Origin of the sequence: Roseixanthobacter glucoisosaccharinicivorans, from assembly GCF_043195095.2 — a bacterium.
In the GTDB taxonomy this organism is placed as follows: Bacteria; Pseudomonadota; Alphaproteobacteria; order Rhizobiales; family Xanthobacteraceae; genus NCEH01.
The window spans coordinates 2908449-2935350 of sequence record NZ_CM195538.1; the positions used below are offsets into that span (position 1 = coordinate 2908449).

Sequence of the window (26902 nt, forward strand, 5' to 3'; positions counted from 1 at the left end):
AAGAAAGCGTGAGTTTGCGGCGCGCATTGCCTCATTTGGAGGCAGGGCCGCGCGTGCGGCCCTGCCCGTCTTCGGCATCAGGCAGATGCGGGATGGCCCGGCACCGGGCCGGCCGGGGGCGCGGCGGGGCCGTCGTTCTCCGGCGTGCCGTGAGGCTTTTTCTTCTTCTTGTGCAGGTACTTTTCCTCGAAGCGCTGGAGCACCGTGTAGAAAGACGGCACGAACAGCACCGCGAGGCAGGTGGAGGCGAGCATGCCGCTCACCACCGCAATGCCGATCGACTTGCGCGAATTGGCACCGGCGCCGGTTGCGAACACCAGCGGCAGCACGCCAAGGATGAAGGCGAACGATGTCATCAGGATGGGGCGGAACCGCAGGCGCGAGGCCTCCACCGCCGCTTCCATGATGTCCATGCCCTCCTCCCGTTTCTCGCGGGCATATTCCACGATCAGGATGGCGTTCTTGGAGGCGAGCGCGATCAGCAGCACGAGGCCGATCTGGGTGTAGAGATTGTTGGCGATCCCCAGCCCCACCAGCGCGCCCACGGTGCCGAGCAGCGCCAGCGGCACCGCCAGGATGACCGAAAGCGGCTGGATCCAGCTTTCATACTGGCCGGCGAGCACCATGTAGACCAGCAGGATGGCGAGCGCGAAGACGTAGTACATCTGCGAGCCGACCTGCTTCTCCTGATAGGACATGGCGGTCCATTCGAAGCCCATGCCCGGCGGCAGCGTGGCGCTGGCGATCTGCTCCATCACGCTCAGCGCCTGGCCGGAGGAGAAGCCCGGCGCATTGGTGCCGACGATGGTGGCGGTGGGATACAGATTATACAGCGAGATCAGCGGCGCGCCGGGAATGACCCGGATGTCGATCAAGGTGCCCAGCGGCACCATCGTGCCGTTGCTCGCCCTCACCTTCAGATTGTTGAGATCCTCCGGCGAAATGCGCGACTTGGAATCGGCCTGCGCATAGACCTGGAACACGTTACCGAACTTGTTGATCTGCGTGATGTAGGCCGAGCCCACATAGGTGGATACCGCGTTGAACACCTGGTTCACCGTGACGCCCAGCGTCTCCGCCTTGATGCGGTTGACGTCCACCTGCAATTGCGGCGCGCCCACCCGGAACGAGGTGGACAGATGCGACAGGGAGGATTGCGCCTCGCCCTTGTCGATGATCGCATTGGCCACGCGATCCAGCAGCACATAGTCGAAATTGCCGTCGCGGATCTGCGGCTGCATCGTGAAGCCGGCGGCATTGCCGATGCCCTGGATCGCCGGGGGCACGAGCACAGCGATGCTGGCTTCCTGGATCTGGCCCAGTTCCTTGTTCAAGTGCGTGTAGATGGACAGGAGATCCTGGCCCTTGTGCTCTTCGCGCACGCTCCAGTCGTCGAACGTGACATAGAGCACGCCGGCGCTGCTGAGGGTGGCGTTATTGTCCAGGGCCGAGATGCCGGTGATACCGAGCACCACCTTCACGCCCGGGGTCTTCTGGGCGATGTCCGAGGCGCGTTGGACGATCGCCTGCGTGCGCTCGGTGGAGGCGCCGTCGGGCAATTGCACCGCCAGCACCACATAGCCCTGGTCCTCGATGGGCAGGAACGAGGTGGGCACGCGGGTGAGGCCGTAGCCGGCGAGCGCGATCAGCGCCAGCGCGACCAGCACCATCAGGCCGGAGACGTGCACCATGCGCGAGATGAGGCCGGTATAGGCCCGCTCGCAGCGGTCATAGATGGCGTTGAAGCCGCGATAGACCACATTGCGCTTTTCCGGCGGCGTCGGCTTGCGCAGCCACAGGGCGCACTGGGTGGGCTTCAGGGTGGCGGCATTGATGGCCGAGATGAAGGCGGTGGCCGCGATGACCAGCGCGAACTGCTTGAACATCTCGCCCGTCAGGCCGGGAATGAACGAGGCCGGCAGGAACACCGACATCAGCACCAGGGTGATGCCGATGACCGGGCCGAACAATTCGTCCATGGCCTTTTCGGCGGCCGGCTGGCCCTCCATCCCCTCCTCGATGTGGCGCGCCACACCCTCCACGATCACGATGGCATCGTCCACCACGATGCCGATGGCGAGGATGAGCGCGAACAGGGTCGAGAGATTAATGGTGAAGCCCATGGCCGCCATGGCCGCGAAGGCGCCTATGATGGTGACCGGCACCGTGGTCGCCGGCACCAGGGTGGCGCGCCAATCCTGCAGGAACAGGATGATGACCACGAGCACCAGGATGCCCGCTTCGTAAAGCGTCTTGTAGACCTCGCCGATGGAGGCGGCGACGAACAGCGTGGTGTCGAACGGGACGGTATAGGCGACGCCTTCGGGGAAGGAGGTCTTCAGCTGCTCCATCTTCGCCTTGACCGCCGCCGCCACGTCCAGCGCGTTGGCGTCGGGCAATTGGAAGATGGCGATGCCGGTGGCCGGCTTGTTGTCCAGCTGGAAGGTCTTGCTGTAGCTCTGCGCCCCCAGCTCGACCCGGCCGATGTCCCTCACGCGCAGGATGCGGCCGCCGTTCTGGTTGTCCACCTTGACGATGATGTTCTCATAGTCCGGTACATCGTTCAGGCGGCCCTGGATGTTGACCGTATATTGGAAGTTCGTGCCCGAGGGCGTGGGCGGCATGCCCACCTGGCCGGCGGTGACTTCCTGGCTCTGGCCCTTGATGGCGTTGACCACGTCCGAAGGCGTGAGGCCCACCGCCTGCATCTTGTCCGGATCCATCCACACGCGCATGGCATAGTCGCCGGCGCCGAAGATGAGCACGTTGCCGACCCCGGGCAGGCGCGCCAGTTCGTTCTGAACGTAGATGGCGGCGTAGTTGGAGAGGAACAGGCCGTCATAGCGCCCGTCCGGCGAGGTCAGCGCGACGAACTCCAGGATCGAGGTGCCCTTCTGGAGCACCGTGACGCCCTGGGTCGACACCGCCGCGGGCAGCGAGGCCAAGGCGATGGACACGCGGTTCTGCACCAGCACCTGCGCCATGTTCGGATCGGTGCCGATGGCGAAGGTCACGACCAGCGTATAAGTGCCGTCGCTGGCCGCCCAGGACTGCATGTAGAGCATGTCCTGGACGCCGTTGACCTGCTGCTCGATGGGCAGCGCCACCGTGTCGACGATGGTCTTGGCGCTCGCGCCGGGATAGCTGGTGGTCACGGTGACGGTGGGCGGCACGATATTGGGATATTGGGCCACCGGCAGACGGATCAGGCAGACCGAGCCGATCAGGACGAAAAGCAGAGCGAGGACGTTGGCTAGGACCGGTCGCTCGATGAAAAAGCGCGAGATCATGTTCGCCGCCTGTGGTTCGAGGGATCGGCCGTCAGTTCTTCGGCGCCGCGGGGGTCGCGGCGGGTGCGGTCGCAGCAGGCGTGGTGGCAGCAGGCGGCGTTGCGGCGGGTGTGGTCGCGGCGGGCGTGGTGGCCGGCGTGTTCATCTCCGGCGAGATGGGCTTCTTCGGCGGCGGCGGGGTCATGCTCCCCTTCTCCACCGTGACCTTCGAGCCCGGCACCGCCCGCTGAAGGCCGTTCACCACCACCTGGGTTCCTGCCGTCAGCCCGCCCGCGAGGGCGCGCAAGCCATTGTCCTGCTTCTGGCCGAGCTGCACCACCTGCTGGGCGACCGTGCCGGAGGCATCCACCGTCAGCACATAGCTGCCGCTCTGGTTGGTGCCGATGGCGGCGTCATTGACCACCACCATGTCGCTGGCCGCACCGAGCGGCAGGCGCACCCGCGCGAACAGACCCGGGATCAGCGCGAGGTCCTTGTTGTCGAAGATGCCGCGCACCGTCAGCGTGCCGGTGTTGGGGTCCACCTGCGGGGCGACGTAGTCGAGCTTGCCGGCGTGGGGATAGCCCTGCTCGGTCTGCAGGCCGATCTCGACCGGGATATTGGCGAGGTCGCGCGAGACCGACTGCAGGGTCCGGCCCTGCTTGGCGAGGCCTTCCTTGATGTTCAGGACCTGGGTCTCGGAGAGCGAGAACCACACATAGATGGGGTTCACCTCGACGATGGTGGCAAGCTTGGTGGGGCCGCTGTAGCCCACCAGCGCGCCCACGTCCTGGAGATGGGCGGTCACCACGCCGTCGAACGGCGCGGTCACCTCGGTATAGCCGAGGTTGATCTTGGCGATGTCCAGCGCGGCCTGGGCGTTCTGCACGTTCGCCACCGCCTGGTCGCGCTTGGCGCGGGCCTGGTCGAGGGTGGCCTGGGAGGCGAAGTCCTGCTTGGCGAGCTGATTCTGGCGATTGAACTCGGCCTCGGCCTGAACCTGGAGCGCCTGGTTGGCCGAGAGCGTCGCCTGGGATTGCTCCAGATTCGCCTTGTACTGGTCCTGCTCGATCACGAACAGCACGGTGCCCTTCTTCACCAGGGCGCCGTCCTTATATTTGATGTCGGTCAGGAAGCCCTGGACGCGGGCGTTGAGGTCGACCGTGTTGATCGAGGCGGTGTTGCCGGTGAGTTCGAGGTACCGCACCACGGGCTGGGAGGTTGCCTCGGCGACGGTGACGGTGGGCGGCGGCGGGGCGACATAGGTGTTCTTTTCCTCGCAGCCGGCGAGCGCCACCGCGATCACCGGAATCGCAAGCACGAACCGCGCCGGTGTCCCAGCCATACCAAGGCCTGCCTGCAAGCCAGCATTCAAGCCGACGCGGCAAACACGCGTTACCCGCCCCATCATCGTAAATCCCCCGGGACCTCAATCGTGCCGGATACTACTTAGCACCCTCGGACAAGTCCATGACAGCGCACGCACTGCGGTACGGGATCACGCGTTAAATTCGCCGCGCCACCGGCCTGCCGGAGCGGGAATATCGCGCCGGAAGCGGCGCGGCGCGGCCGGCTCTCATTGACAAGCCTGCGACCCGTTCATAAGTCTCCCGTCGTATCCTGGATGGGCACGTGCACCGCAACGGCCTTTCAGCCGGTCTTGGGCGCGGTCGGCCCCGGTGAAGCGAATAACAAGCGTGGACTTGCTGGCGCCGCATTGCGCGTGTCGAAAGGCGAGTTCATGGACCGGAGGGTCCGGCGGCCCGTCTCCGCCCCTCCGCTACAAGAGACGGGACGGAATAGAGACGTCACGATGCTAGGTGGACTTGCCCGCAAGATCTTCGGCTCCGCGAACGACCGCATGGTCCGCGGATTTCGCCCCATGGTGGCGGCGATCAACGCGCTCGAACCCGAAATCTCCGCGCTTTCGGACGATCAGCTGCGCGCGCGCACGGCCGAATTCCGCGCCCAGCTGGCCGCCGGCAAGAAGCTGGACGACCTGCTGGTGCCCGCCTTCGCCACCGTGCGCGAGGCCGCCAAACGCGTGCTCGGCCTGCGCCCGTTCGACGTGCAGCTGATCGGCGGCATGGTGCTGCACAATGGCGACATCGCCGAAATGAAGACCGGCGAGGGCAAGACCCTGGTCGCCACCCTGCCGGTCTATCTCAACGCGCTTGCCGGCAAGGGCGTGCACGTGGTGACGGTGAATGACTACCTCGCCCGGCGCGACGCCGAATGGATGGCGAAGGTCTATAATTTCCTCGGCCTCACCACCGGCATCATCGTGCATGGCCTGGACGACGACCAGCGCCGCGCCGCCTATGCCAGCGACGTCACCTATGCCACCAACAACGAGCTGGGCTTCGACTATCTGCGCGACAATATGAAATACGACCGCGCGCACATGGTGCAGCGCGGGCATTTCTACGCCATCGTCGACGAAGTGGACTCGATCCTCATCGACGAGGCGCGCACGCCGCTTATCATCTCCGGCCCGCTCGACGACCGCTCGGATTTCTACAACACCATCAACACCTATATCCCCCGCCTCACCAAGGACGACTATGAGGTGGACGAGAAGCAGCGCAGCGTCTCCATGACCGAAGCCGGCATGGAGAAGATGGAGCAGATGCTCTCCGCCGCCGATTTGCTGAAATCCACCTCGCTCTACGACATCGAGAACGTGTCGGTGGTGCACCACGTCAACCAGGCGCTGCGGGCCCACACGCTGTTCCAGCGCGACAAGGACTATATCGTCCGCAACAACGAAGTCGTCATCATCGACGAGTTCACCGGCCGCATGATGCCGGGCCGGCGCTATTCGGAAGGCCTGCACCAGGCGCTGGAAGCCAAGGAGCACGTCCAGGTTCAGCCCGAGAACCAGACGCTGGCCTCGATCACCTTCCAGAATTATTTCCGCCTCTACGAGAAGCTCGGCGGCATGACCGGCACCGCCAATACCGAGGCGGCCGAGTTCGGCGACATCTACAAGCTCGACGTGGTGGAAGTGCCCACCAACGTGCCCATCGCCCGTAAGGACGATGACGACGAGGTGTATCGCACCGCCACCGAGAAATACGCCGCGATCATCGAGGTCATCAAGGATTGCGCCGAGCGCGGCCAGCCCGTTCTGGTCGGCACCACCTCGATCGAGAAATCCGAACTGCTGGCCGAAATGCTCAAGCAGGCCGGCCTGAAGCAGAAGGACTTTTCCGACCCCGCCGCGTTCAGCGGCCACGGGCACGAGAAGGCCTTCGCGGTGCTGAATGCCCGCTATCACGAGCAGGAAGCCTATATCGTCTCCCAGGCCGGCGTCCCCGGCGCGGTCACCATCGCCACCAACATGGCCGGCCGCGGCACCGACATCCAGCTCGGCGGCAATGTGGAGATGCGCGTCGCGCAGGAATTGCAGCATTTGCCCGACGGGCCCGAGCGGGCCGAGGCGGAAGCGCGCATCCGCGCCGAAGTCGCGGAGATGAAGCAGAAGGCGCTGGCCGCCGGCGGCCTGTGCGTGCTCGGCACCGAGCGTCACGAAAGCCGCCGCATCGACAACCAGCTGCGCGGCCGCTCCGGCCGCCAGGGCGACCCCGGCCGCTCCAAATTCTTCCTGTCCCTCGACGACGATTTGATGCGCATCTTCGGGTCCGACCGTCTGGACGGCATGCTCCAGAAGCTCGGCCTGAAGGAAGGCGAGGCCATCATCCACTCCTGGATCAACAAGGCGTTGGAGAAGGCCCAGCAGAAGGTCGAGGCGCGCAATTACGACATGCGCAAGAACGTCCTGAAATATGACGACGTTCTCAACGACCAGCGCAAGGTGGTGTTCGAGCAGCGGCTCGACCTGATGAACGACGCCGATATCGCCGAGACCGTGGAGGACATGCGCCACTCGGTCATCACCGACCTCGTCGCCAAGTATATTCCGGAAAATTCCTATCCCGAGCAATGGGATGTGAAGGGCCTCGACTTCGCCGTGCGCGACGTGCTGACCCTCGACCTGCCGGTGGAAGCCTGGGCGCAGGAAGAAGGCATCGCCGGGCCGGAAGTCACCGAGCGCATCATCCGCCGCGCCGACGAATGGATGGCGGGCAAGGCGGGCCAGTATGGCCCCGACCTGATGCGCTACATCGAGAAGTCGATCCTGCTCCAGACGCTGGACCATCTGTGGCGCGAGCATATCGGCATGCTGGACCATCTGCGCCAGGTGGTGGGCCTGCGCGGCTATGCCCAGCGCGACCCGCTGAACGAATATAAGTCGGAAGCCTTCCAGCTGTTCTCGGCCATGCTCGGCCGCCTGCGCGAGATCGTCACCTCGCAGCTGATGCGCGTGGAGATCGTCACCTCTCCCCCGCCGGAAGAGGCGCTGCCGGCCATGGAAGGGCATCATATCGACGCCACCACGGGCGAGGATGAATTCTCCGCCTCGGGCGCCGCCATCGGCACCCGGCCCCAGCCGGACCTGGCGGGCGACATCGCGGTGGCCGCGCGCGATCCGAACGATCCCTCCACCTGGGGCAAGGTGGGCCGCAACGAGAATTGCCCGTGCGGCTCCGGCAAGAAATACAAGCACTGCCACGGCCGCTTCGCCTGAGACGCGCGGCGGCTGCGGCTAGCTGCTCCTGAGGCCTGCCACGTCTGAGGCTTGGCTCCGTGAATCAAAGCGCCCGGCTAAGCCGGGCGTTTTTGTTTGCTCCCGCCGGCCCGTCGGCCGATCGCGACGAGGCGGGCGCCAAAGCGGCCGGACGGGGGCGGAGGGGCGTCAGAGGGGCGATTTGAACCGGAGCGGCACGCCGGATTCATCTGCGACGAACGTTCGCCCGAAATGCCGGTTTCGTCCGCCGAAAACCCGCGGAGAAGCGGCCTTAAACCACACTTCGTCTGCGCTAAGTCATTGTTTCACGTGAAACATTTTCGTCCGGAAGACGCGCCCTGGAGGCGCCGAAGCAGGATTTTCGACCCCGGACTAGCGCGCGCTGGAGGAGAACGCACCCGGCGTGACGATAGCTGTGGAGCCCTGCAACACCGACGCGGTGCCGGCGACCTGGCCGTTCAGGCTAGCGGTCTGTTGCACAGGGCCCGGACGCACCGACGCGTTCGATTCCGCCATCTGGCTTTCCGGGGAAATGCCCGGCGGCCGGGTGGTTTCGGGCATGGTGCCCGGCGGCGTCCCGTTCACGTCCACCGTGTAATCATTCGCCTCATCGGCGACAGGGCGGAACTTGGCGAGGAACACCGGATGCATGCCGCCGTCGGTGCCGGTCTTCACCGGCGCCACGGGCAGTGACTTGGACAGCGCGGCGACCTGCTGGTCATCGGCCATGCGCTTGGCGGCGACGGCGCCGGCAATCTCGGCGGGAACGGTATAGGCCGGGCACGGAGCGGAGGCGTCGAAGCCGCGCCCGCCTTCCACCTGCGCGTTGAACACATAGTGCCGGTCGCACACGTTGACCTTGGGCTCCTGCTTCGTCACCTCGAAGCTGTCGTAGCCTTCCTTGAGGTTGCGCCAGAAGGCCATGTTCGGATTGGTGCGGTGGCGGGCGAGGTTCTTCGGCGTCATGCGGAACGGCATGGCCTGGAGCTGGAACGAGCGCTGACCGCCGGCGAAGCTCTCGCGCGCCAAAGCGAAGATCTCGGCGATCTGCTGGTCGGTCATGGCGTAGCAGCCCGACGAGGAGCAGTCCCCATGGATCATCAGGAACTCGCCGGTGCGCCCGTAGGACTTGTCGAACGCGTTGGGAAAGCCGGTGTTGATCGCGAGGTAATAACTGGAATTGGGGTTCATCAGCGCCGGTGTGATGGCATAGAAGCCTTCCGGCGCCTGGCGATCCCCCATCTTCACCTTGGGGCCGAGCTCGCCCGACCAGCGGCAGATCGGATAGGTCTTGAGCAGTGCATAGCTGCCGTCGGTCTTCTGCTTCCAGACCTCCAGCTCGGATTCCTGCTTGAACAGGCGCACCAGGATCGGGCTGGAGGGCGTCATGCCCTTTTCCTGGATCAGGGTGACCATCTGGGGCGACAGCGGCTGCTGGGAGCGCCGGGACAGGTCGCCCTGGCCGTTGCAGCCGGCAAGCACCACCGCCGCCGTGGCGGCGAGCGCCGCGAGCCGAAGACGGGAAAAGAGGGGAAGCGGACGGCTCAACGCAGAACTCCAAGGTCCGTTTCGGGCGCACTAAGAGCCATGATGCAAGGTCCACCCTTGACGGCGCGTTACCATATGATGGCGAAAAAGCGATAAATTAGCGTTTGTTAGCCGCACATGACCGGCCAATTGCGGCCGATATGAGATGGTTCCAGACAAAGCGCGCGAAGTCCACTCTTAGAGGGTGCGTCCAATCGCGAGGAACTTTGCACGACGAGCCTTGCGCACGGCTGCCGCATCCATCCCGGCCATCCCGCTGAGGGCTTCGGCGATGGCATCCCCCGTCGCGGCGATAGCCGCCTTGGGGTCGCGATGGGCCCCGCCCGTGGGCTCCTTGATGATGGAATCGACCACACCGAAACGCACCAGGTCCTGGGCGGTGATCTTCATATTGGTCGCCGCCTCCTGCGCCTTGGCGGTGTCGCGCCAGAGGATCGAGGCCGCGCCCTCGGGCGAGATCACGCTGTAGATGGCATGCTCCAGCATCAGCACCTTGTTGGCCGTTGCAATGGCGATGGCGCCGCCGGAGCCGCCCTCGCCGATCACCACCGCCACATTGGGCGCGCCGAGCGCGAGGCAGGCGTCGGTGGAGCGGGCGATGGCCTCGGCCTGTCCGCGCTCCTCGGCACCGATGCCGGGATAGGCGCCGGCGGTATCCACCAGCGCGATCATCGGCACGTTGAAGCGGTCCGCCAGCTCCATCAGGCGCGCGGCCTTGCGATAGCCTTCCGGCCGCGCCATGCCGAAATTGTGACGGATGCGGGTTTCCGTGGTGGAGCCCTTCTCGTGGCCGATCACACACACGGGTTCGCCCCGGAAGCGTGCGAAGCCGCCGATGATGGCTTCATCCTCGCCATATTTGCGGTCGCCCGCCATGGGCGTGAATTCGTCGAACAGGCCCTTGGCGAAATCGCCGAAGTGCGGCCGCGCGGGATGGCGCGCCACGAGGGTTTTCTGCCAGGGCGTAAGGGTGGAATAGAGCTGCGCCAGGGCGTCGGCCGCCTTGGCCTCAAGGCGCGTCACGTCGTCGGCAATGGCGACGCCGTCCCCGCTCGAAAGTGCCCGCAGTTCTTCCACCTTCGCCTCGAGCTCGGCCACCGGCTTCTCGAAGTCCAAATAGCTGCGCATGCCTGTCCGTGGGTTTTGGGGAATGAGTGGACGGGTCCGTCCGGCACCTCATGGCGCGGCCGGAAGCTGCTCTTCGCGGCGCGGTAAGTCAAGGTGCGCCTGCCGCCAAGGCAACCGGATTTGCCCTCGTGCGTTATATCCCAATGGATTAAAGAGGAGAACCCCGCATGTCCGCGTCACCGCGACACCCCGCTTTCGATCAGACCAAGGCCGACAAGGCCTCCAAGGCCGGCACGCGCCGCGTCCCGGAACCCGCCGGAAATCCCACCTCTGGCAAGCCCGCCGCCGGCCCGCATGCCAAGGCGGAGCTGACAGATCGTGCCAAGACACCCGGCACCGGCGCCCTGCCCGACCCCGATCGGCCGAACGAGGATGCCACTTCCGGCTGAGCACAGGTCGAGGCCCCCGTAGGACACCTCAGAGCAAGGCGGCGCCATTCTCCTGCAGCACCGCGCCCGCCAGATAGAGCGAGCCGGCGATCAGCACCCGCGGGGGCGGCACGAGGGGGAAGGAGGCAAGCCCCTCCAACGCGGCGCCGACATCGCGCGCCACCGAACCGGACATGCCGAGCGCGGCGGCCGCTGCCGCCACCTCTTCGGGCGAAAGGCCCTTGTGCTCGCCGGGAACCGGAACCGCGATCACTTCGCGCGCGAGCCCCGCGAACGGCGTCAGGAAGGCCGCCACGTCCTTGGAGCCCAGCATGCCCACGATCATGACCAGCGGGCGGGCATAGCGCTCTTCGAGTTCCGCCAAGGCGCTGGCGAGCGCGGCCCCGCCGGCGGCATTGTGCCCACCGTCGAGCCACACTTCCACGTCGCCGGGCGCGCGGGCGGTCAACGGGCCCGGCGCCAGGCGCTGCAGGCGCGCCGGCCATTCGGCCGCGCGCAATCCGGTCTCGATCGCGGCGGCGGTGACGCCCAGGTGCGGCAGCGCCCGCAAGGTCGCGACCGCAAGGCCGGCATTGTCGATCTGGTGCGCGCCCATGAGGCGCGGGCGCGGCAGGTCGAGAAGCCCTGCTTCGTCGGAATAGACGAGGCGCCCCGCCTCCTCATGCATGGTCCATTGCTGGCCACGCGCGAATACAGGCGCCAGCTTGCGTGCGGCGGCGCGCTCGATCACCGCCAGCGCGTCATCCGGCTGGCCGGCGACAATGACCGGCACGCGGCGCTTGATGATGCCGGCCTTCTCGGCGGCGATCAGCTCCAGCGTCGGCCCGAGGAAATCCACATGGTCGATGGACAGCGGTGTGATGACGCTGGCAAGCGGCGCGTCCACCACATTGGTGGCGTCGAGCCGCCCGCCGAGCCCCACCTCCAGCAACAGCACATCCGCCGGCACCTGGGCGAACAGGACGAAGGCAGCCGCCGTCGTGATCTCGAACAAGGTGATGGGCGCCCCGGCATTGGCCGCTTCCACCTGGTCGAGAGCCTGGGAGAGGGCCGCATCCTCCACCAGCGCGCCGGCGAGGCGGATGCGCTCGTTGAAGCGCACCAGATGGGGCGAGGTATACACGTGCACGCGCTTGCCCGCCGCCTCCAGCGCCGCGCGCAGGAAGGCGATGGTGGACCCCTTGCCGTTGGTCCCCGCCACGTGGATCACGGGCGGCAGGCGCAGTTCGGGATGGTCGAGCGCGGCAAGCAGACGATGGACCCGGTCCAGCGAAAGGTCGATCCGCTGGGGATGAAGCGCCGCGAGGCGCTCCAGAATGGCGTCGGGTCCGCCGACGGGGCGGGAGAGGGACATCGTCTTCTACCCCTGCGCGGCTTCGGCCGCGCGGCGCAATGGATGGGTGGGCATCAGGCTGCGGCGGGGCGCGGCAGGCGCCCCTTGGGCGGCACGGCCGGTGCCTTCACCAGGATGCGGCAAAGCCGGCCCAGCGTCTCGCGCATCTGGTGGCGATGCACCACCATGTCGATCATGCCGTGCTCGCGCAGATACTCGGCCCGCTGGAAGCCGTCCGGCAGCTTCTCGCGAATGGTCTGCTCGATCACGCGCGGACCCGCAAAGCCAATGAGGGCGCCGGGTTCGGCGATCTGGATGTCGCCCAGCATAGCGTAGGACGCGGTCACGCCGCCGGTGGTGGGATTGGTGAGAACCACGATGTAAGGCTTCTTCGCCTCGCGCAATTCCTGGATCGCCACCGTGGTGCGCGGCATCTGCATCAGGGAGAGGATGCCTTCCTGCATGCGCGCGCCCCCGGAGGCGGCGAACATGATGAAGGGTGTGCCCTTCTCAGCGGCGGTCTGAAGCCCCTTCACCACCGCTTCGCCGGCAGCCATGCCGAGCGAGCCGCCCATGAAGCCGAAATCCTGGACGGCGATGGTCACCGGCAGGGCTTCCAGCAGGCCGGTCGCGACCTTGACGGCATCTTGCATGCCGGTCTTGGTGCGGGCGTCCTTGAGGCGGTCCGCATAGCGGCGCTCGTCGCGGAACTTCAGTGGGTCGATGGTGACCTCGGGAAGCGCGACCTCCGCATAGGCGCCGTCGTCGAAGGTGGCCTTCAGCCGCTTCGTGGCGTCCATGCGCATGTGATAGCCGGAGCCCGGGATCACATAGAGATTGGCCTCCAGATCCTTGTGGAACACCATCTGCCCGGTTTCCGGACACTTCACCCACAGATTCTCCGGCACATCCCGGCGCGCCAGGAAATCGCGGATCTTCGGGCGGACGACGTTGGAAATCCAATTCAAGGAGAATGCTCCGGCTGTGGCGCGCTCCATGTAATACCGAGCGGGCGGGAACGGAAGAGCGGTCGCGCTGCGCTGCGCAAATCCAGCGCCGCCGACCCTCGCGTCATCTCGCCAAAGGGCTTGGGCGCGCATGGTGGCGAAACCACGGCGGAGCGGCGCTATTCCGTTAAGGAATGAAAATACACCCGACATTTTGATTGGACCGAGCTTTCCAAGCGGTTTAAGCGGCGGAAAGTTTGCCCTTCAGAAGGTTTCCCTAAGGTGCGACTCCTCCTGCTCTTGCCCTTCCTGGGGCTGCTGTGGGTGCCGTTCTATAATGAACGCCTGCCCGAGCTGTTCGGCTTCCCCTTTTTCTATTGGTATCAGTTGGCCTGGGTGCCGCTGACCTCCCTTCTGACCTTCGTGGTTTATAAGGCGACCAAGGAATGATCGGCGCCATCGACTGGACCGCCCTGTCGGTCTTTCTGTTCTTTTTTGTGCTCGTCACCGTGATGGGCTTCGTCGCGTCGCGCTGGAAGGCGGCCGACAACCATGCCAAGCTCGATGAATGGGGCCTCGGCGGGCGCCAGTTCGGGGTCTGGATCACCTGGTTCCTGGTGGGCGGCGACTTCTATACCGCCTACACCGTGATCGCCGTGCCGGCGCTGGTGTATGCGGTGGGCGCCTACGGCTTCTTCGCCCTGCCCTACACGATCATCGTCTACCCCTTCATTTTCCTCGTCATGCCGAAGCTGTGGAAGGTCGCCCACGCCAGCGGCCACGTCACGGCGGCAGACGTGGTGCACGGCATGTATGGCAGCCGGGCGCTGGAACTGGTGGTCGCGCTCACCGGCCTCATCGCCACCATGCCCTATATCGCGCTTCAGCTGGTCGGCATGCAGGCGGTGATCTCGGCCTTGGGGCTGACGGGGGAATTCCCGATCATCGCCGCCTTCCTTATCCTCGCGCTCTATACCTATTCGGCCGGCCTGCGCGCCCCGGCGCTGATCGCCTTCGTCAAGGACATCATGATCTATGTGGTCGTGCTGGTGGCGGTGGTGCTGGTGCCCATGGTGCTCGGCGGCTATGGCGCGGTGTTCCACGCCGCGGATCTCGCCTTCCAGGCCAAGGGCGGCGCCACCGGCCTCACCCTCCAGCCGCAGCAGATGCTGCCTTATGCGACGCTCGCGCTCGGCTCGGCGCTTGCCGCCTTCATGTATCCGCATACGCTCACGGGCGTATTCGCCGCAAAGAGCGGGGATACGATCCGCAAGAACGCGATCCTGCTGCCCGCCTATACGGTGCTCCTGGGCCTGATCGCTTTGCTCGGCTACATGGCACACGCGGCCGGCGTGAAGGTGGCGAGCCCCACAGACGTGGTGCCGGTACTGTTCAAGACCCTGTTCCCGAGCTGGTTCGCCGGCTTCGCCTTCGCCGCCATCGGCATCGGCGCTCTGGTGCCGGCGGCCGTGATGTCCATCGGCGCCTCAAACCTGTTCACCCGCAACGTGTGGAAGGCCTATGTGAACCCGGCCGTCACCGATGCGGGCGAGGCGCAGGTTGCCAAGATCGTGTCGCTGGTGGTGAAGGTGGGCGCGCTCGCGTGCATCCTCTTCCTGCCGACCAAATTCGCCATCGACCTGCAATTGCTCGGCGGCCTCTGGATCCTCCAGACCTTCCCGGCAGTGGTGTTCGGCCTGTTCACCCGCTGGTTCCGCGCCGGCGCGCTGCTGGCGGGCTGGGTGGTCGGCATCGGCGGCGGATCGTTCATCGTCTTCTCGGACGGGCTGGTGCCGGTGCATCGCGTGGTGCTTGGGGGCGAGTCGTACACGATCTATGTCGGGCTGCTGGCGCTCGTCGCCAATCTGCTGGTCGCGGCCCTCGGTACGGCGCTGCTCGACCTGCTTGCGCCCCGCCGCATGGCCCGTGCCTGAGGCGACATCGGCGTCGAGCGACGCCGGTGGCACGGGCGGACGACGGGCCGGGGTCAACCCGGCCCCGACCTCGTCCGGTTTCCTGAACCGGTCATTGCTGAAAATGCCGGTTTAGAGTCCAGCCCGCGCCGCCATGACGCGGCGTTCGGACGGCGGATCTATTCCGCCGCTTGGCGGGAAACGCCGCGCACCGCAGCGGCGAGATCACGCACCAGGGTTTCCACATCCGCCACGGTGCGGGCCGTCGCGGCGCCGGCCTCATCAAGCGAGGCGCGCACCACATCCACCAGCGCCGAACCGACGACGACGGCATCGGCGCCGGCTGCGATGGCTGCCGCCTGGGCCGGTGTCTTCACGCCGAAGCCCACCGCCACCGGCAGATCCGTATGCCCCTTGATGCGGGCCACGGCCGCCGAGACCAGGTGGGCGTCAGGCGTCGCGGCGCCGGTAATGCCGGTGATCGAGACGTAATAGACAAAGCCCGCCGTATGGGCGAGCACCGCCGGCAAGCGCTTGTCGTCGGTGGTGGGCGTGGCGAGGCGGATGAAATCGAGGCCAGCGGCGAGCGCGGGCAGGCACAATTCGTCGTCCTCTTCCGGCGGCAGGTCCACGACGATGAGGCCGTCCACGCCGGCTTCCTTCGCATCCACGAGGAAGCGCGGGACGCCATAAATATAGACCGGGTTGTAATAGCCCATCAGCACGATCGGGGTCGCCGCGTCGCCCTCGCGGAAGGCGCGCACCATGGCCAGCGTCTTCGCCAGCGTCTGCCCGCCCTTGAGCGCACGCAGGCCAGCAGCCTGGATCGCCGGGCCATCGGCCATGGGATCGGTGAACGGTACGCCCAGCTCGATCACATCGGCGCCGGCCGCTGGCAAGGCCTTGAGAATCGCCAGCGAGGTCGCGGCATCGGGATCGCCCGCCGTGATGAAGGTGACGAGGCCGGGACGGCCTTCGGCGGCGAGGGAGTCGAAACGGGCGGTGATGCGGGTGGTCATGATGCGTCTTTTGTTCGTCCCCTGCGAAAGGGGCCGGCCGCGCGCGACCGGAAAAAGTGAGACCCGCTCAGTTCGGGCTGGTGATGGCGCAGGTCGCCGACACGGCGCTGGTGGCACCCATCAGGCGCACCTGATCCGACCCCGTGAGGCCGGGGAAGGTGGAAAACAGTGTCGTGGACGAGGTGCCGAGCTTTTTCTTGCTCTTGGAGAAGAAATCGCAGGTCACGATAATCTGGCTCAGCATGAGGGTGCCGCTGTTGGCCACCTGCACATTGACGAAGGCGCCCGTCGGATCGGTGACCACCGACCCGGTGGTCAGGGCAAGGCCCGCAGGTGCCGCCGAAGCCGGACCGGCGAGAGCGAGCGGAAGAACGAGGCCCACGGCCGCGCAAGCAGACGCAAATTTCATATCTGGCCCCCCAGAATTTCCGCCACGGTGAAGATGTCCTTGTCGCCGCGGCCGGACAGATTGACGATCATGATGTGATCCTTCGGCTTTGTGGGCGCGAGTTCCATCACCTTGGCGATGGCGTGCGCGCATTCCAGCGCCGGGATGATGCCTTCCTGCTTCGACAGCAGCATGAATCCTTCAAGTGCCTCGGCATCGGTGCAGGGTATATATTTCACCCGGCCGATATCATGCAGCCAGGAATGCTCGGGGCCAATTCCGGGATAATCCAGGCCCGCGGAGATGGAGTGGGCATCCTTGATCTGCCCGTCGTCGTCCATCAGCAGATAGGTGCGGTTGCCGTGCAGAACGCCCGCCCGCCCGCCGATGATGGCGGCGGCATGCTGGCCGCTCGAAATGCCGTGACCCGCCGCCTCGACGCCATAGATCTCCACATCGGGATCATCGAGGAACGCGTGGAACAGCCCGATGGCATTGGACCCGCCGCCGACCGCCGCGATCAGGGAATCGGGCAGGCGGCCTTCCATCTCCTGGATCTGGGCGCGCGCCTCGGTGCCGATGATCGACTGGAAGTCACGCACCATGGCCGGATAGGGATGGGGACCGGCAACCGTGCCGATGCAATAGAAGGTGTCGTGCACGTTGGTCACCCAGTCGCGCAGCGCCTCGTTCATGGCATCCTTCAGCGTGCGCGTGCCGGACTGCACCGGCACCACGCTCGCGCCCAGCATGTTCATGCGGAACACGTTCGGCTTCTGCCGCTCCACGTCCACCGCGCCCATATAGACTACGCACTCGAGGCCGAAGCGGGCGCACAGCGTCGCCGTTGCAACACCGTGCTGGCCGGCGCCGGTCTCGGCGATGATGCGCTTCTTGCCCATGCGGCGGGCGAGCAGGATCTGCCCGAGCACGTTGTTCACCTTGTGGGAACCGGTGTGGTTCAGCTCTTCGCGCTTGAGATAGATTTTCGCGCCGCCCAGATGCGCGGTGAGCCGCTCGGCGAAATAGAGCGGGGAGGGACGGCCCACGTAATGGGTGAGATAGCCGTCCATCTCTTCCTTGAAGGCGGGGTCGACCTTGGCGGCCTCATAGGCGGCCTGCAGCTCCAGCACCGCGGGCATGAGGGTCTCGGCGACGAAGCGGCCGCCATGGATGCCGAAATGACCGCGCTCGTCCGGGCCGGTGCGATAGGAATTCAACGCAGTCACTTGGCTTGACTTTCCACCCTGGAGGCAAGGGACGCCGCGCGCGCGGCGCGGACGAAGGCAAAGATCTTTTCCGCCGATTTCACGCCCGGCGCGGTTTCAACACCGGAGGAGACATCGACGCCGTCGACCCGCACGCGGGCGATCGCCTGCGCCACATTGTCCGGATCCAGCCCACCCGAAAGCATGATCGGGCGACCGGGGTCAAGGCCGTCGAGCACGGACCAGTCAAACACCCGCCCGTTCCCGCCAGGCAGAAGATCGTCCGGAGCAGGCTTGGCGTCGAACAGCAGGCGGTCGGATACCGCCGCATAGGCAGGGACGACATCGAGATCCGCAGCCCGCGCGATGCTGAGCGCCTTCATCACCGGTAGGCCGAAGCGCGCGCGGATCGCCGCCACCCGCTCGGCCGTCTCGCGGCCATGCAATTGCAAAATATCCGGCTTCACCGCTTCCAGGATATCGCGGAGCAGCGCGTCGTCCGGATCCACCAGCAGCGCCACCTTCAGGGCACGGCCGTTGACTTGGGCGGAAAGCGCGGCGGCATCGGACAGGGACAGATGGCGCGGGCTCTTGGCGAAATGCACGAAGCCGACGAGATCCGCGCCGGCCTCCAGAGTGGCGTCAAGCGCGGCGGCGCTGTTGACGCCACAGATCTTCACCTCAAGGCCCGGCTTGGACCCACCCGCAGCCAACGCGCCCATGTCACCACCGTCGGGCGCGGCGCGCCGCGCCTTGTCCCGTTTCAGATCCGCCTCAGGTCTCGATGCGGGTGAACTGGCCCGCCTTGCGGAATCGCCAAAGATAGCTCGGCAGCACGCTCGCCATGGCGGCGGGCAGGATGTCGAGGTCCTGGATGGTGCGATGCTCCGCGATGGCGGCGTCCGAGACCACATTGTCGAGATGCAGCATCGCCACCTGATCGCGCGTCAGCAGCGCACTGCCGCCCGGCACCCAGCCGAGCACGCGGGCCATCAGGTCCGCCACGCCGAACGGCAGGTCCATCAAAATGCGATGGCTGCCGATTTCCCGCAGCAGCAATTCCATCAGTTCGCGGAAGGTGCGCACTTCCGGCCCGCCCAGTTCATAAGTGGTGGCGGCCTTCGCTTTGCCGTCCACCGCCCGCTCGACGGCGGCGGCGACATCGGCCACGAACACCGGCTGAAAGCGCGTCTTGCCGCCGCCGATCAAGGGCAGCGCGAAGGCGAACCGCGTCATGGCGGCGAAGCGGTTGAAGAAGTCGTCTTCCGGGCCGAACAGCAGCGACGGCCTCAGGATGATGCTGTCCGGCACCGCAGCACGCACCGCCTCCTCGCCGAGCCCCTTGGTGCGGGCATAAACGGCGGACGCGGCCGAATCGGCGCCAATGGCCGAGACATGCACCACCCGTGCACCCACCTCGGCGGCGGCGGTGGCGATGGCACGGGCGCCGTATACGTGCACCGCATCAAAGCTCTGGCGACCGCGCGCGGCGAGGACGCCCACGAGGTTCACTACAAAATCGGAACCCTGCGCCGCCCGGCGCACCGAATCGGCGAAGCGCACATTGGCCTGTACCAGCTGGATCTGGCCGACATAGCCGTAAGGCAGCAGGAAGTTCGCAAGATCGGGCCGACGCACCGCCACGCGGATGCGATAGCCGCGCCGCGCCAAGGCACGCACTACATAACGGCCGAGAAAGCCGGATCCGCCGAACACCGTCACCAGGCTGTCCGTCACGGGCCGATCGGCCACCGTCACTTCGCTCATGCCCTATTCCTCCGGCTCGCGCGCACGCGGCGACCTGCTCTATAGGTTTGTGCGTGACATACGCGATTGCGCGGGGCGTCGTCCAGTTGCCTCGGCGTCGCGGGGATCGTTCGCTCACCCTCGGGCGCGGACCGCCGGCTTGGGCGCTCCGCGCAAAAGGAGAAGGATCAGGCTGGCGTCTTGGGAGCCTTGGCGGCGGCGGCGAGCGCGGCCACCTTGGCCTCGATGTCGTTGATGTTCTGCGCGAAAGCCTGGGGATCGAGCGCGGAACGCTGGAGCTCCACCGCCCAATTGGGATTTTGCAGCGTGAAAGTGGTGAAGGCGGAAGCGGCGCCGGTTTTGCTCAGCACATGGTCCGCGACCCGGGCGGGAATCGCTTCCTCAATGAAGAAGTCCAGGCCGGGATGAGTCTTCGCGAAGGCAACGAAGGCATCGGAGAGAGCGGTATATTGGCTGTCCTTCAGCAGGGCATTCAGCGTCACCAGGAAATCCGAGACGGCGGTCTCCGGCGGATGCTTGCGCGGGGGGATATTGGCAGCGGTACTGGATGCAACCATGGTGAGTCCTCCGAAACGGTTTCGTGCGGCGGCGTCGGCCGGCGCAGTGCGTGGGTCTCCCCACGCTCCGCGGCTGTATTTTGTCGACCAAGCCTGCCGACGCAAGCCTCACGCTTGCCAATCAAGGGAAAGATCCGTCTCGGCAGCATTTAATTGGATCAAATCGGCACAGCTCAGGCGCCGCCGGCGGTTCTGGAGTTGACTGCTGGCCATCCTGCTCCTATAAGCGCCGACACTTCGCTGGCGACCGAGGTTGCCGGCGTGTTCAGCCATTCAGACGCAGCGCAAATGGGCCGCATTGGCCACGGTTTGCGTGCGATAACGTGATAGAGGACGGCCGATGGCCAATACGCCCTCCGCCAAAAAGGCGGCGCGGAAGATCGAGCGTCGCACTGAGGTTAACCGGAACCGCCGTTCGCGCGTCCGCACCTTCCTGCGCAAGCTGGAAGATGCCCTCGCCACCGGCGATGCGACGGCCGCCAGCGCGGCTTTCAAGGCCGCCGAGCCCGAGATTATGCGGGCGGTGAGCAAGGGTGTTCTTCATAAGAATACCGCTTCCCGCAAGGTTTCCCGCCTCGCGGCCCGCGTCAGCAAGCTGAGCGCGTGATTTGAGCTGAAGATCGCGGCGCAGGTCGCGCCGCGCCCAAGCTTAGCAATAGAATGGCCCGGCATCGCCGGGCTTTTTTATTTTAAAGCTACGCGGAAGGCGCGGGCGCGGAGCCAGGGCCCGCGGGGGCGCCGCCCCTTCGGCTACGGCGCGCGCGGGCTCCTGGACCTGTGGCTCGCCGCCCGGCGACGCGACCATTCCCCGCTTTAGCCGGCGAAGACTCGCTGGTCATCTCCGGCCGAGACTGCCCCCGATTCTCAGCCTGCGGGGCGCCTAGCCGTTAACCGGCGTGGGGTCAAGCCGAAGCCGATCCGGGCGCGGAACGACCGCGCGGCCGGACCGATCAGGAAAAACTTATGAGGCGTAACGGGTTATGGGCCAAGGCCGGAAGTACCTCTGCAGGCGACCAGAGCAGCGGTATCAAATTACTTCTTGATTTGAATCCTAGGACCGCCTCGTGAGCCACAAAGGATTGCGAATCTCGCTGTCGAGTCAGAGGTTTGCCGGCTGAACTAACGCGAGGGGAGAAATGTGTTTGTCACCCGATTTCCACCGGATTGAAGTGCGACCGGGAAAGCCGTTGCACCCTCCCCATGCCCTGTGTATGTTCAATCTCACCTCTGAGGGACATCCCGAGGAAATCATCAATAGAGCAGCAGTTTCACGACTCTTCGTGGATGGAGGGAGGGTGTATTATGTGCGTTAGCGTCTCACCTCCCCTCCCGCGCTGCGTGTACATTTCACCTGCGTATTCTTCAGGTTTTTGGGATAGTCTGTCTTTGATCCTTTGATTGATCCAGGACAGAGAAATAAACAAAAACTATTCTATTTTTTGGAGAACCGGCGAGCGTTTTGTTCGACGGCGGATGGGGCGGCTATGACTTCTCTCTCAGGCGCTAGACCTAGCGAAGACGCAACTCTTTTTCGTCGCGGACAGGCCTTCGGGATCGTCGGCCGCGACCGGGATGAGCGGCTTCGGGATCGCGCCGTCGAGGACCCTGCCCGCAGGACGCCCTCGTGACGAAAACGCGGGCCTAGCCCCTTTTCGTCGCTTCACCTTCACCTTCTCATTCACTTGGACTTGGAGACGCGCCGTCGCCGGCGCGAACGCTCTCCGCGTCGCAACCAGGGAACCGCCCCGGGCGGGAAAGACCCTCATGTTGAAACCGGAAACCGTGGACGTTGCGCAGTTTCGCCCCGCCATGACCGCCGCACCGGCAGCGGACTTCTGCGCGCAGCAATGGGACCGGGTTCGCCAGCGCTTGCGCGAGGAAATCGGCGAGGAATCCTATACCAGCTGGTTCGCCCGCATCGAGCTGGATCGGGTCGCGGATCGCGTGCACCTGTCGGTGCCCACGCGCTTCCTGAAGGCCTGGATCCAGGATCATTATGTCGAGCGCCTCGCCGAGCTGTGGCAGGAGGAGAGCGGCACGGCACGCAAGGTGGATCTGTCGGTGCGTTCCGCCGTCGCCCGCGCCATTCCGCTGAAAGCCGCCAACGAGCATCGCGAAGTCGTGGTCGAGCGCGCCGCAGAGCCGCGCCCCCAGGTCGTCGCCGCCTCCGCCATGCCGGCCGACGTGGGTGCGGGCTCCCCGCTTGATGCCCGCCTCACCTTCGAGACGTTTGTGCTCGGCAAGTCCAACACGCTCGCCCACGCCGCCGCCCGCCAGGTCGCGGAGGCGGTTCCCGGCGCCGGGCCGATCTTCAACCCGCTTTATCTTCATGCCGCCGTCGGCCTTGGAAAGACTCACCTGCTTCAAGCGGTCGCCTGGGCCGGGGCAAGCCGCGGGCGGCGCGTGGTGTATCTGACCGCCGAGCGCTTCATGTACGGCTTCGTCGCCGCGCTGAAGACCCATGCCGCCATCGCGTTCAAGGATGCGCTGCGCTCCATCGACACCCTGGTGATCGACGACCTGCAATTCCTCACCGGCAAGAACATGCAGCAGGAATTCTGCCACACCCTCAACGCCCTGATGGATGCTGGGCGACAGGTGGTGGTGGCCGCCGACCGTCCGCCGTCCGAGCTCGACGCGCTCGACGACCGGGTGCGCTCTCGCCTTGCCGGCGGCCTTGTTGTGGAACTCGGCCAACTGGAAGAGGACCTGCGCCTTCAGATCCTCAAGACCCGGTCCTCCGCCCTCGCCGAGCAGCATCGTGGGTTCTCGGTTCCCGCCAACGTGCTCGAGCTGCTCGCTCGCACGGTCGGCCAGAGCGGCCGCGACCTGGATGGCGCGCTGAACAAGCTGCTCGCCTTCAACAAGCTCACCGGCGAGCCGGTGACCATGGAAATGGCCGAAAACGCCGTTCGAGACCTCGTGCGCCCGTGCGATCCCAAGCGCGTGCGGGTGGACGAGATTCTGCGCGTCGTGGCCAAGCATTATAACGTGTCGCGCGCCGATCTGCTGTCCCAGCGCCGCACGGCCAATGTGGTCAAGCCCCGCCAGATCGCCATGTATCTGGCCAAGACGCTGACCTTGCGCTCCCTGCCGGAGATCGGCCGCCGCTTCGGCGGGCGCGATCACACCACGGTTCTGCACGCGGTGCGCAAGATCGACGGCCTGATCGCTACCGACCGCGCGCTCGCGGAAGAGATCGAGGCGCTGAAGAAGCTCGTCAACGAGTGAGGATCAGCGCGCCGGGGCCCGCCCCCGGTGCTTGCGGGGTGCGCCCGATCGCACGCGGCGCGGCCCCTCCGTGCGCCGCAAACGCGGCCGCATGGGCGGCGCAAGGTACGCGCAACGCGGGAATTGCCCGCCTTCCACGTCGGCAACGGGGAAAAAGCGGCTAGATGCCCTTGCTTTGGTGCAGCGCGGGCGGCAATGTCTGCGGCCCACGGGTTCGTTGTGAACGATCCGGTCGCGGGCCGCACTGGCGCCAGCCAGGGCGTGCTTAGTTTCCCCGCACGAGAGTTACGGGTCCGGGCCAATGAAGGTCACCGTCGAACGCGCCGAGCTTCTGAAGTCGCTCAGCCACGTCCATCGCGTCGTCGAACGCCGCAACACCATTCCCATCCTCGCCAATGTGCTCATCCGCACCGGCGCCTCGGGACTGGAGCTGAAGGCCACCGACCTCGATCTGGAAGTCGTTGAAACCGTCCTGGCCCAAGTGGACCAGGACGGCGCCACCACCGTGCCGGCCCATGTCGTCTACGACATCGTGCGCAAGCTGCCCGAGGGGGCGCAGGTGCTGCTGGAATCCAGCGGCGACCGCGGCACCCTGGCGGTGCGCGCCGGCCGTGCCCGCTTCACCCTGCAAACCTTGCCGCAGGAAGATTTCCCCGATCTCGCCGCCGGCGAATTCACCCATGCCTTCAAGTTGAAGGGCGCGGAGTTCCGCCGCCTGGTGGACAAGACCCAGTTCGCCATCTCCACCGAGGAGACGCGCTATTATCTGAACGGCATCTTCCTGCACGTGGCCGAGGCCAAGGGCGCCGGCAAGGCCACCTTGCGTGCCGTCGCGACGGACGGACACCGCCTGGCCCAGGCCGAGCTTGAGGCGCCCGAGGGCGCGGCCGGCATGCCCGGCATCATCGTGCCCCGCAAAACCGTCGCCGAGGTGCAGAAGCTTCTGGAGGACAAGGACGCGGAAGTCACCGTCTCGCTGTCCACCACCAAAATCCGCGTTGCGGTGGGCGCCGTGGTTCTGACCTCCAAGCTGATCGACGGCACCTTCCCGGACTACAACCGCGTCATTCCAGCCGGCAACGACAAGGTGCTGCTGGTGGACAAGACTGACTTCGCCGCTGCCGTGGACCGCGTGTCCACCGTGTCGAGCGAGCGCGGTCGTGCGGTGAAGCTCTCCCTCACGGACGGCAAGCTGGTGCTCTCGGTGACCAATCCGGATTCCGGCAGCGCCACCGAAGAGCTGGAGGTGGATTATGCCGCCGAGCCGCTCGATATCGGCTTCAACAGCCGCTACCTGCTCGACATCACCGCCCAGCTTGAAGGCGACACGGCCGAGTTGAAGCTTGCCGATTCCGGTTCGCCCACGCTTGTGCGCGACAGCACGAAGACGGATGCGCTCTACGTGCTCATGCCCATGCGGGTGTGATCCGAAGCGGAGGGGCGCGCCGTTCCCCTGCCCTTCGCGCCCCGGTGCGGTTTGCTCCGGCGCCCTTGCGTCCGGCGCCCCTTGCGTCCGGCGCGGCGCGGACCATCTTGAGGGTTCCGTCCGCCGTTCCTCAACCGACCTGAGATCGCATGACCCGCGCGCCTGATGCCGCGTCCGGCGCCGCCGCACCCGCCCCTTCACGCGCCGGGCCGCGCGCCCTTGTCCGCAAGCTGATTCTTACCCGCTTCCGGTCCTATGGCTCCGCGCAGCTCAGTGCGGATGAAGGCCCGATCGTCCTCACCGGCCCCAATGGCGCGGGCAAAACCAATCTTTTGGAGGCGATCTCTCTGCTGTCGCCCGGGCGCGGCCTGCGGCGCGCCGCTCTCGACACGGTCGCGCAGCATCCGGGCGATGGCTCATGGGCAGTCGCGGCCGAGATCGAGGGCATCTGCGGCCCGGCGCATCTTGGAACTGGCATGGACGCGCCCGCGAGCGGGGGCGGCGGCGCGCGGCGCTGCCGGATCGCGCGGGAAAGCGTGACCTCCGCTACGGCTTTTCTCGATCATATCAAGGTGGTCTGGCTGACCCCGGACATGGATGGCCTGTTCATCGGACCGCCCTCCGAGCGGCGGCGGTTTCTCGACCGGCTGGTCCTGGCCGTGGACGGAACGCACGGCACACGGGTGAATGCTTTGGAGCGCGCGTTGCGCGCGCGCAACCGCTTGCTGGAGGAAGGCGGCACCGCACGCTTCCTCGACGCGGTGGAACGCGAAGCGGCGGAGCTGGCCATCGCGGTTTCCGCCGCACGGCTTGAGACCGTCGCCCGCCTGGCCGCCGAGATCGCCGCGGACCGCGATGCCGCTTCCCCCTTTCCGCTCGCCGCGATCGCTCTCGACGGGAGCGTGGAACGCATGCTGGCCGATGCGCCGGCCTTGCAGGTGGAAGACAGCTACCGCGCACTTTTGCGTGACAGCCGCCCGCGCGATCGCGCCGCGGGCCGCACTCTGGAAGGCCCGCATTTATGTGACCTCGTCGTGCATCATGCGGAGAAGGCCTTGCCTGCGGCGCGCTGCTCCACCGGGGAACAGAAGTCGTTGCTGATCGGCCTCGCCTTGTCCCACGCGCGCCTCGTCGCTTCCATGCAAGGTCTTGCGCCCATTGTTCTTTTGGACGATGTGGCGGCGTATCTCGACGCCGAGCGACGGCTCGGCCTGTTCGCCGCGCTGGCTCGGCTCGGAGCGCAAGTCTGGATGACGGGGGCGGATCCGAGCGTGTTCGCGGGCCTTGACAGGGCCCGGCGCTTCACGGTTCGCCCAGGATCTATCGTTGCGGAAGATTGACCCGCAATGCCCGCTCCCGCAACGCGCTTTGCGTGAGCGGGCCGTGCTTTTTCCCCCTGTGTGGCGCGTTCGCCACCCGTCGCGAATCTGCGCATGCTACCCAAGTGGAGATGATTCGCAGCTGCTTCGGGGACCCATGCCCAGCGAAAGCCTTCCCACCGCCGTTTTGAGCCGGCGGCTCTTCGTTCTCGGCACACCGCTGTTCCTGGCGGCCTGCGTCACCGACAATAGCGGTGCGCCTCCCGCGCCCGGGCTCTCGATGTATGGCCCGGTCACCGGCGAACCGTTCGAAGTGGATGCGGTCGACACCACGCAGATCGACCCGATCTATCTGCGCCAAGTCGTCAATTATCCCACAAAATATGCGCCGGGCACGATTGTCGTCGATGTTGAGAACAAGTTTCTCTATCTCGTCGAAAAAGACGGCAAGGCGATCCGCTACGGCGTCGGCGTCGGCAAGCAGGGCTACAGCTACAGCGGCTGGGCGACCATCAAGCGCAAGGAAAAATGGCCGCACTGGACGCCCACGCCGAACATGATCGCGCGCCAGCCGGAGCGCTATGGACCCTATGCCGCCGGCCTGCCGGGCGGGGAAACCAACCCGCTCGGCCCTCGCGCGCTCTATCTCTATGACGGCGACCGGGACACCATGTTCCGCCTGCACGGCACCATCGAGCCGGACAGCATCGGCCAGCAGGTGTCCAGCGGCTGCATCCGCCTTTTGAACCAGGACATCATTGATCTCTACCAGCGCGTTCCGCTCGGTACGCGGGTGTATGTCCAGCGCTGAAACCGCTGCTGGATCGACTGAGTAGCCCCGCGAGAGCCCTTTATGCCCGCCTCGCAGC

21 protein-coding genes are annotated in these 26902 nt (G+C 66.0%); 9 read left to right on the plus strand and 12 right to left on the minus strand.

Annotated elements, in window-relative coordinates; genetic code table 11:
* Positions 1-77: 77 nt before the first annotated feature.
* Together V5F78_RS13495 and V5F78_RS13500 are read right to left on the minus strand one after the other, a co-directional pair.
* Complete coding sequence (locus V5F78_RS13495; protein ID WP_394071079.1) at positions 78-3290, minus strand: efflux RND transporter permease subunit; 3213 nt, start codon at positions 3288-3290, stop codon at positions 78-80.
* A gap of 31 nt (positions 3291-3321) precedes the next feature.
* Positions 3322-4614, minus strand: a complete 1293-nt coding sequence (locus V5F78_RS13500; protein WP_394071080.1) for an efflux RND transporter periplasmic adaptor subunit — start codon at positions 4612-4614, stop codon at positions 3322-3324.
* A 468-nt stretch (positions 4615-5082) separates the two neighbouring features.
* Between V5F78_RS13500 and secA the strand changes: the two genes are divergently transcribed.
* Positions 5083-7860 (plus strand): preprotein translocase subunit SecA, encoded by a 2778-nt coding sequence (gene secA, locus V5F78_RS13505; protein ID WP_394071081.1) that lies wholly within the window; start codon positions 5083-5085, stop codon positions 7858-7860.
* A 372-nt stretch (positions 7861-8232) separates the two neighbouring features.
* Here the strand turns inward: secA and V5F78_RS13510 are convergent, their stop codons facing one another.
* Both V5F78_RS13510 and V5F78_RS13515 read right to left on the minus strand, forming a co-directional pair.
* Positions 8233-9408, minus strand: coding sequence for a L,D-transpeptidase family protein (locus V5F78_RS13510; RefSeq protein WP_394071082.1), 1176 nt, complete (start codon positions 9406-9408; stop codon positions 8233-8235).
* A 177-nt stretch (positions 9409-9585) separates the two neighbouring features.
* Entirely contained in the window at positions 9586-10536 is a 951-nt protein-coding gene (locus V5F78_RS13515; RefSeq protein WP_394071083.1) for an acetyl-CoA carboxylase carboxyltransferase subunit alpha, read from the minus strand.
* Positions 10537-10703: 167 nt separating this feature from the next.
* Between V5F78_RS13515 and V5F78_RS13520 the strand changes: the two genes are divergently transcribed.
* Complete coding sequence (locus V5F78_RS13520) at positions 10704-10925, plus strand: hypothetical protein (RefSeq protein WP_394071084.1); 222 nt, start codon at positions 10704-10706, stop codon at positions 10923-10925.
* Positions 10926-10953: 28 nt separating this feature from the next.
* On the opposite strand, the gene V5F78_RS13525 is transcribed toward V5F78_RS13520, so the two are convergent.
* Both V5F78_RS13525 and accD read right to left on the minus strand, forming a co-directional pair.
* Positions 10954-12279, minus strand: coding sequence for a bifunctional folylpolyglutamate synthase/dihydrofolate synthase (locus V5F78_RS13525; protein WP_394071085.1), 1326 nt, complete (start codon positions 12277-12279; stop codon positions 10954-10956).
* A 53-nt stretch (positions 12280-12332) separates the two neighbouring features.
* Positions 12333-13226 (minus strand): acetyl-CoA carboxylase, carboxyltransferase subunit beta, encoded by an 894-nt coding sequence (gene accD / locus V5F78_RS13530; RefSeq protein WP_394044306.1) that lies wholly within the window; start codon positions 13224-13226, stop codon positions 12333-12335.
* Positions 13227-13487: 261 nt separating this feature from the next.
* Between accD and V5F78_RS13535 the strand changes: the two genes are divergently transcribed.
* Both V5F78_RS13535 and mctP read left to right on the plus strand, forming a co-directional pair.
* Positions 13488-13655 carry a DUF3311 domain-containing protein gene (locus V5F78_RS13535; RefSeq protein WP_394071086.1) on the plus strand — a complete coding sequence of 56 codons (168 nt, stop codon included), beginning with the start codon at positions 13488-13490 and terminating at the stop codon, positions 13653-13655.
* Positions 13652-15139: a monocarboxylate uptake permease MctP gene (mctP, locus tag V5F78_RS13540; protein ID WP_394071087.1), complete on the plus strand. Its 1488-nt coding sequence runs from the start codon at positions 13652-13654 to the stop codon at positions 15137-15139. The genes V5F78_RS13535 and mctP overlap by 4 nt, the downstream gene beginning before the upstream one ends.
* Positions 15140-15297: 158 nt before the next feature.
* On the opposite strand, the gene trpA is transcribed toward mctP, so the two are convergent.
* The 6 genes from trpA to V5F78_RS13570 all read right to left on the minus strand — a co-directional run bounded on the left by trpA (position 15298) and on the right by V5F78_RS13570 (position 20057).
* Positions 15298-16137 (minus strand): tryptophan synthase subunit alpha, encoded by an 840-nt coding sequence (gene trpA / locus V5F78_RS13545; RefSeq protein WP_394071088.1) that lies wholly within the window; start codon positions 16135-16137, stop codon positions 15298-15300.
* A gap of 67 nt (positions 16138-16204) precedes the next feature.
* Positions 16205-16546 carry a hypothetical protein gene (locus V5F78_RS13550; RefSeq protein WP_394071089.1) on the minus strand — a complete coding sequence of 114 codons (342 nt, stop codon included), beginning with the start codon at positions 16544-16546 and terminating at the stop codon, positions 16205-16207.
* Entirely contained in the window at positions 16543-17754 is a 1212-nt protein-coding gene (trpB, locus tag V5F78_RS13555) for a tryptophan synthase subunit beta (protein WP_394071090.1), read from the minus strand. The genes V5F78_RS13550 and trpB overlap by 4 nt, the downstream gene beginning before the upstream one ends.
* A complete protein-coding gene (locus tag V5F78_RS13560; protein WP_394071091.1) occupies positions 17751-18455 on the minus strand; it encodes a phosphoribosylanthranilate isomerase in 705 nt (234 codons plus the stop codon). Before V5F78_RS13560 ends, trpB begins: the two co-directional genes overlap by 4 nt.
* Positions 18456-18507: 52 nt before the next feature.
* Positions 18508-19500, minus strand: a complete 993-nt coding sequence (locus tag V5F78_RS13565; protein ID WP_394071092.1) for a complex I NDUFA9 subunit family protein — start codon at positions 19498-19500, stop codon at positions 18508-18510.
* 167 nt (positions 19501-19667) lie between these two features.
* On the minus strand, positions 19668-20057 hold the full coding sequence (locus V5F78_RS13570) for a hypothetical protein (RefSeq protein ID WP_394071093.1): 390 nt from the start codon (positions 20055-20057) through the stop codon (positions 19668-19670).
* A 340-nt stretch (positions 20058-20397) separates the two neighbouring features.
* Here V5F78_RS13570 and rpsT point away from each other — a divergent pair, with 340 nt between their 5' ends.
* The 5 genes from rpsT to V5F78_RS13595 all read left to right on the plus strand — a co-directional run bounded on the left by rpsT (position 20398) and on the right by V5F78_RS13595 (position 26844).
* Positions 20398-20664, plus strand: coding sequence for a 30S ribosomal protein S20 (rpsT, locus tag V5F78_RS13575; protein ID WP_394071094.1), 267 nt, complete (start codon positions 20398-20400; stop codon positions 20662-20664).
* Positions 20665-21866: 1202 nt separating this feature from the next.
* Complete coding sequence (gene dnaA, locus V5F78_RS13580; protein ID WP_394071148.1) at positions 21867-23288, plus strand: chromosomal replication initiator protein DnaA; 1422 nt, start codon at positions 21867-21869, stop codon at positions 23286-23288.
* 301 nt (positions 23289-23589) lie between these two features.
* Positions 23590-24714: a DNA polymerase III subunit beta gene (gene dnaN, locus V5F78_RS13585; protein WP_394071095.1), complete on the plus strand. Its 1125-nt coding sequence runs from the start codon at positions 23590-23592 to the stop codon at positions 24712-24714.
* A 149-nt stretch (positions 24715-24863) separates the two neighbouring features.
* Positions 24864-26054: a DNA replication/repair protein RecF gene (recF, locus tag V5F78_RS13590; RefSeq protein ID WP_394071096.1), complete on the plus strand. Its 1191-nt coding sequence runs from the start codon at positions 24864-24866 to the stop codon at positions 26052-26054.
* A gap of 136 nt (positions 26055-26190) precedes the next feature.
* A complete protein-coding gene (locus V5F78_RS13595; RefSeq protein ID WP_394071097.1) occupies positions 26191-26844 on the plus strand; it encodes a L,D-transpeptidase in 654 nt (217 codons plus the stop codon).
* The last annotated feature ends 58 nt before the right edge of the window (positions 26845-26902 follow it).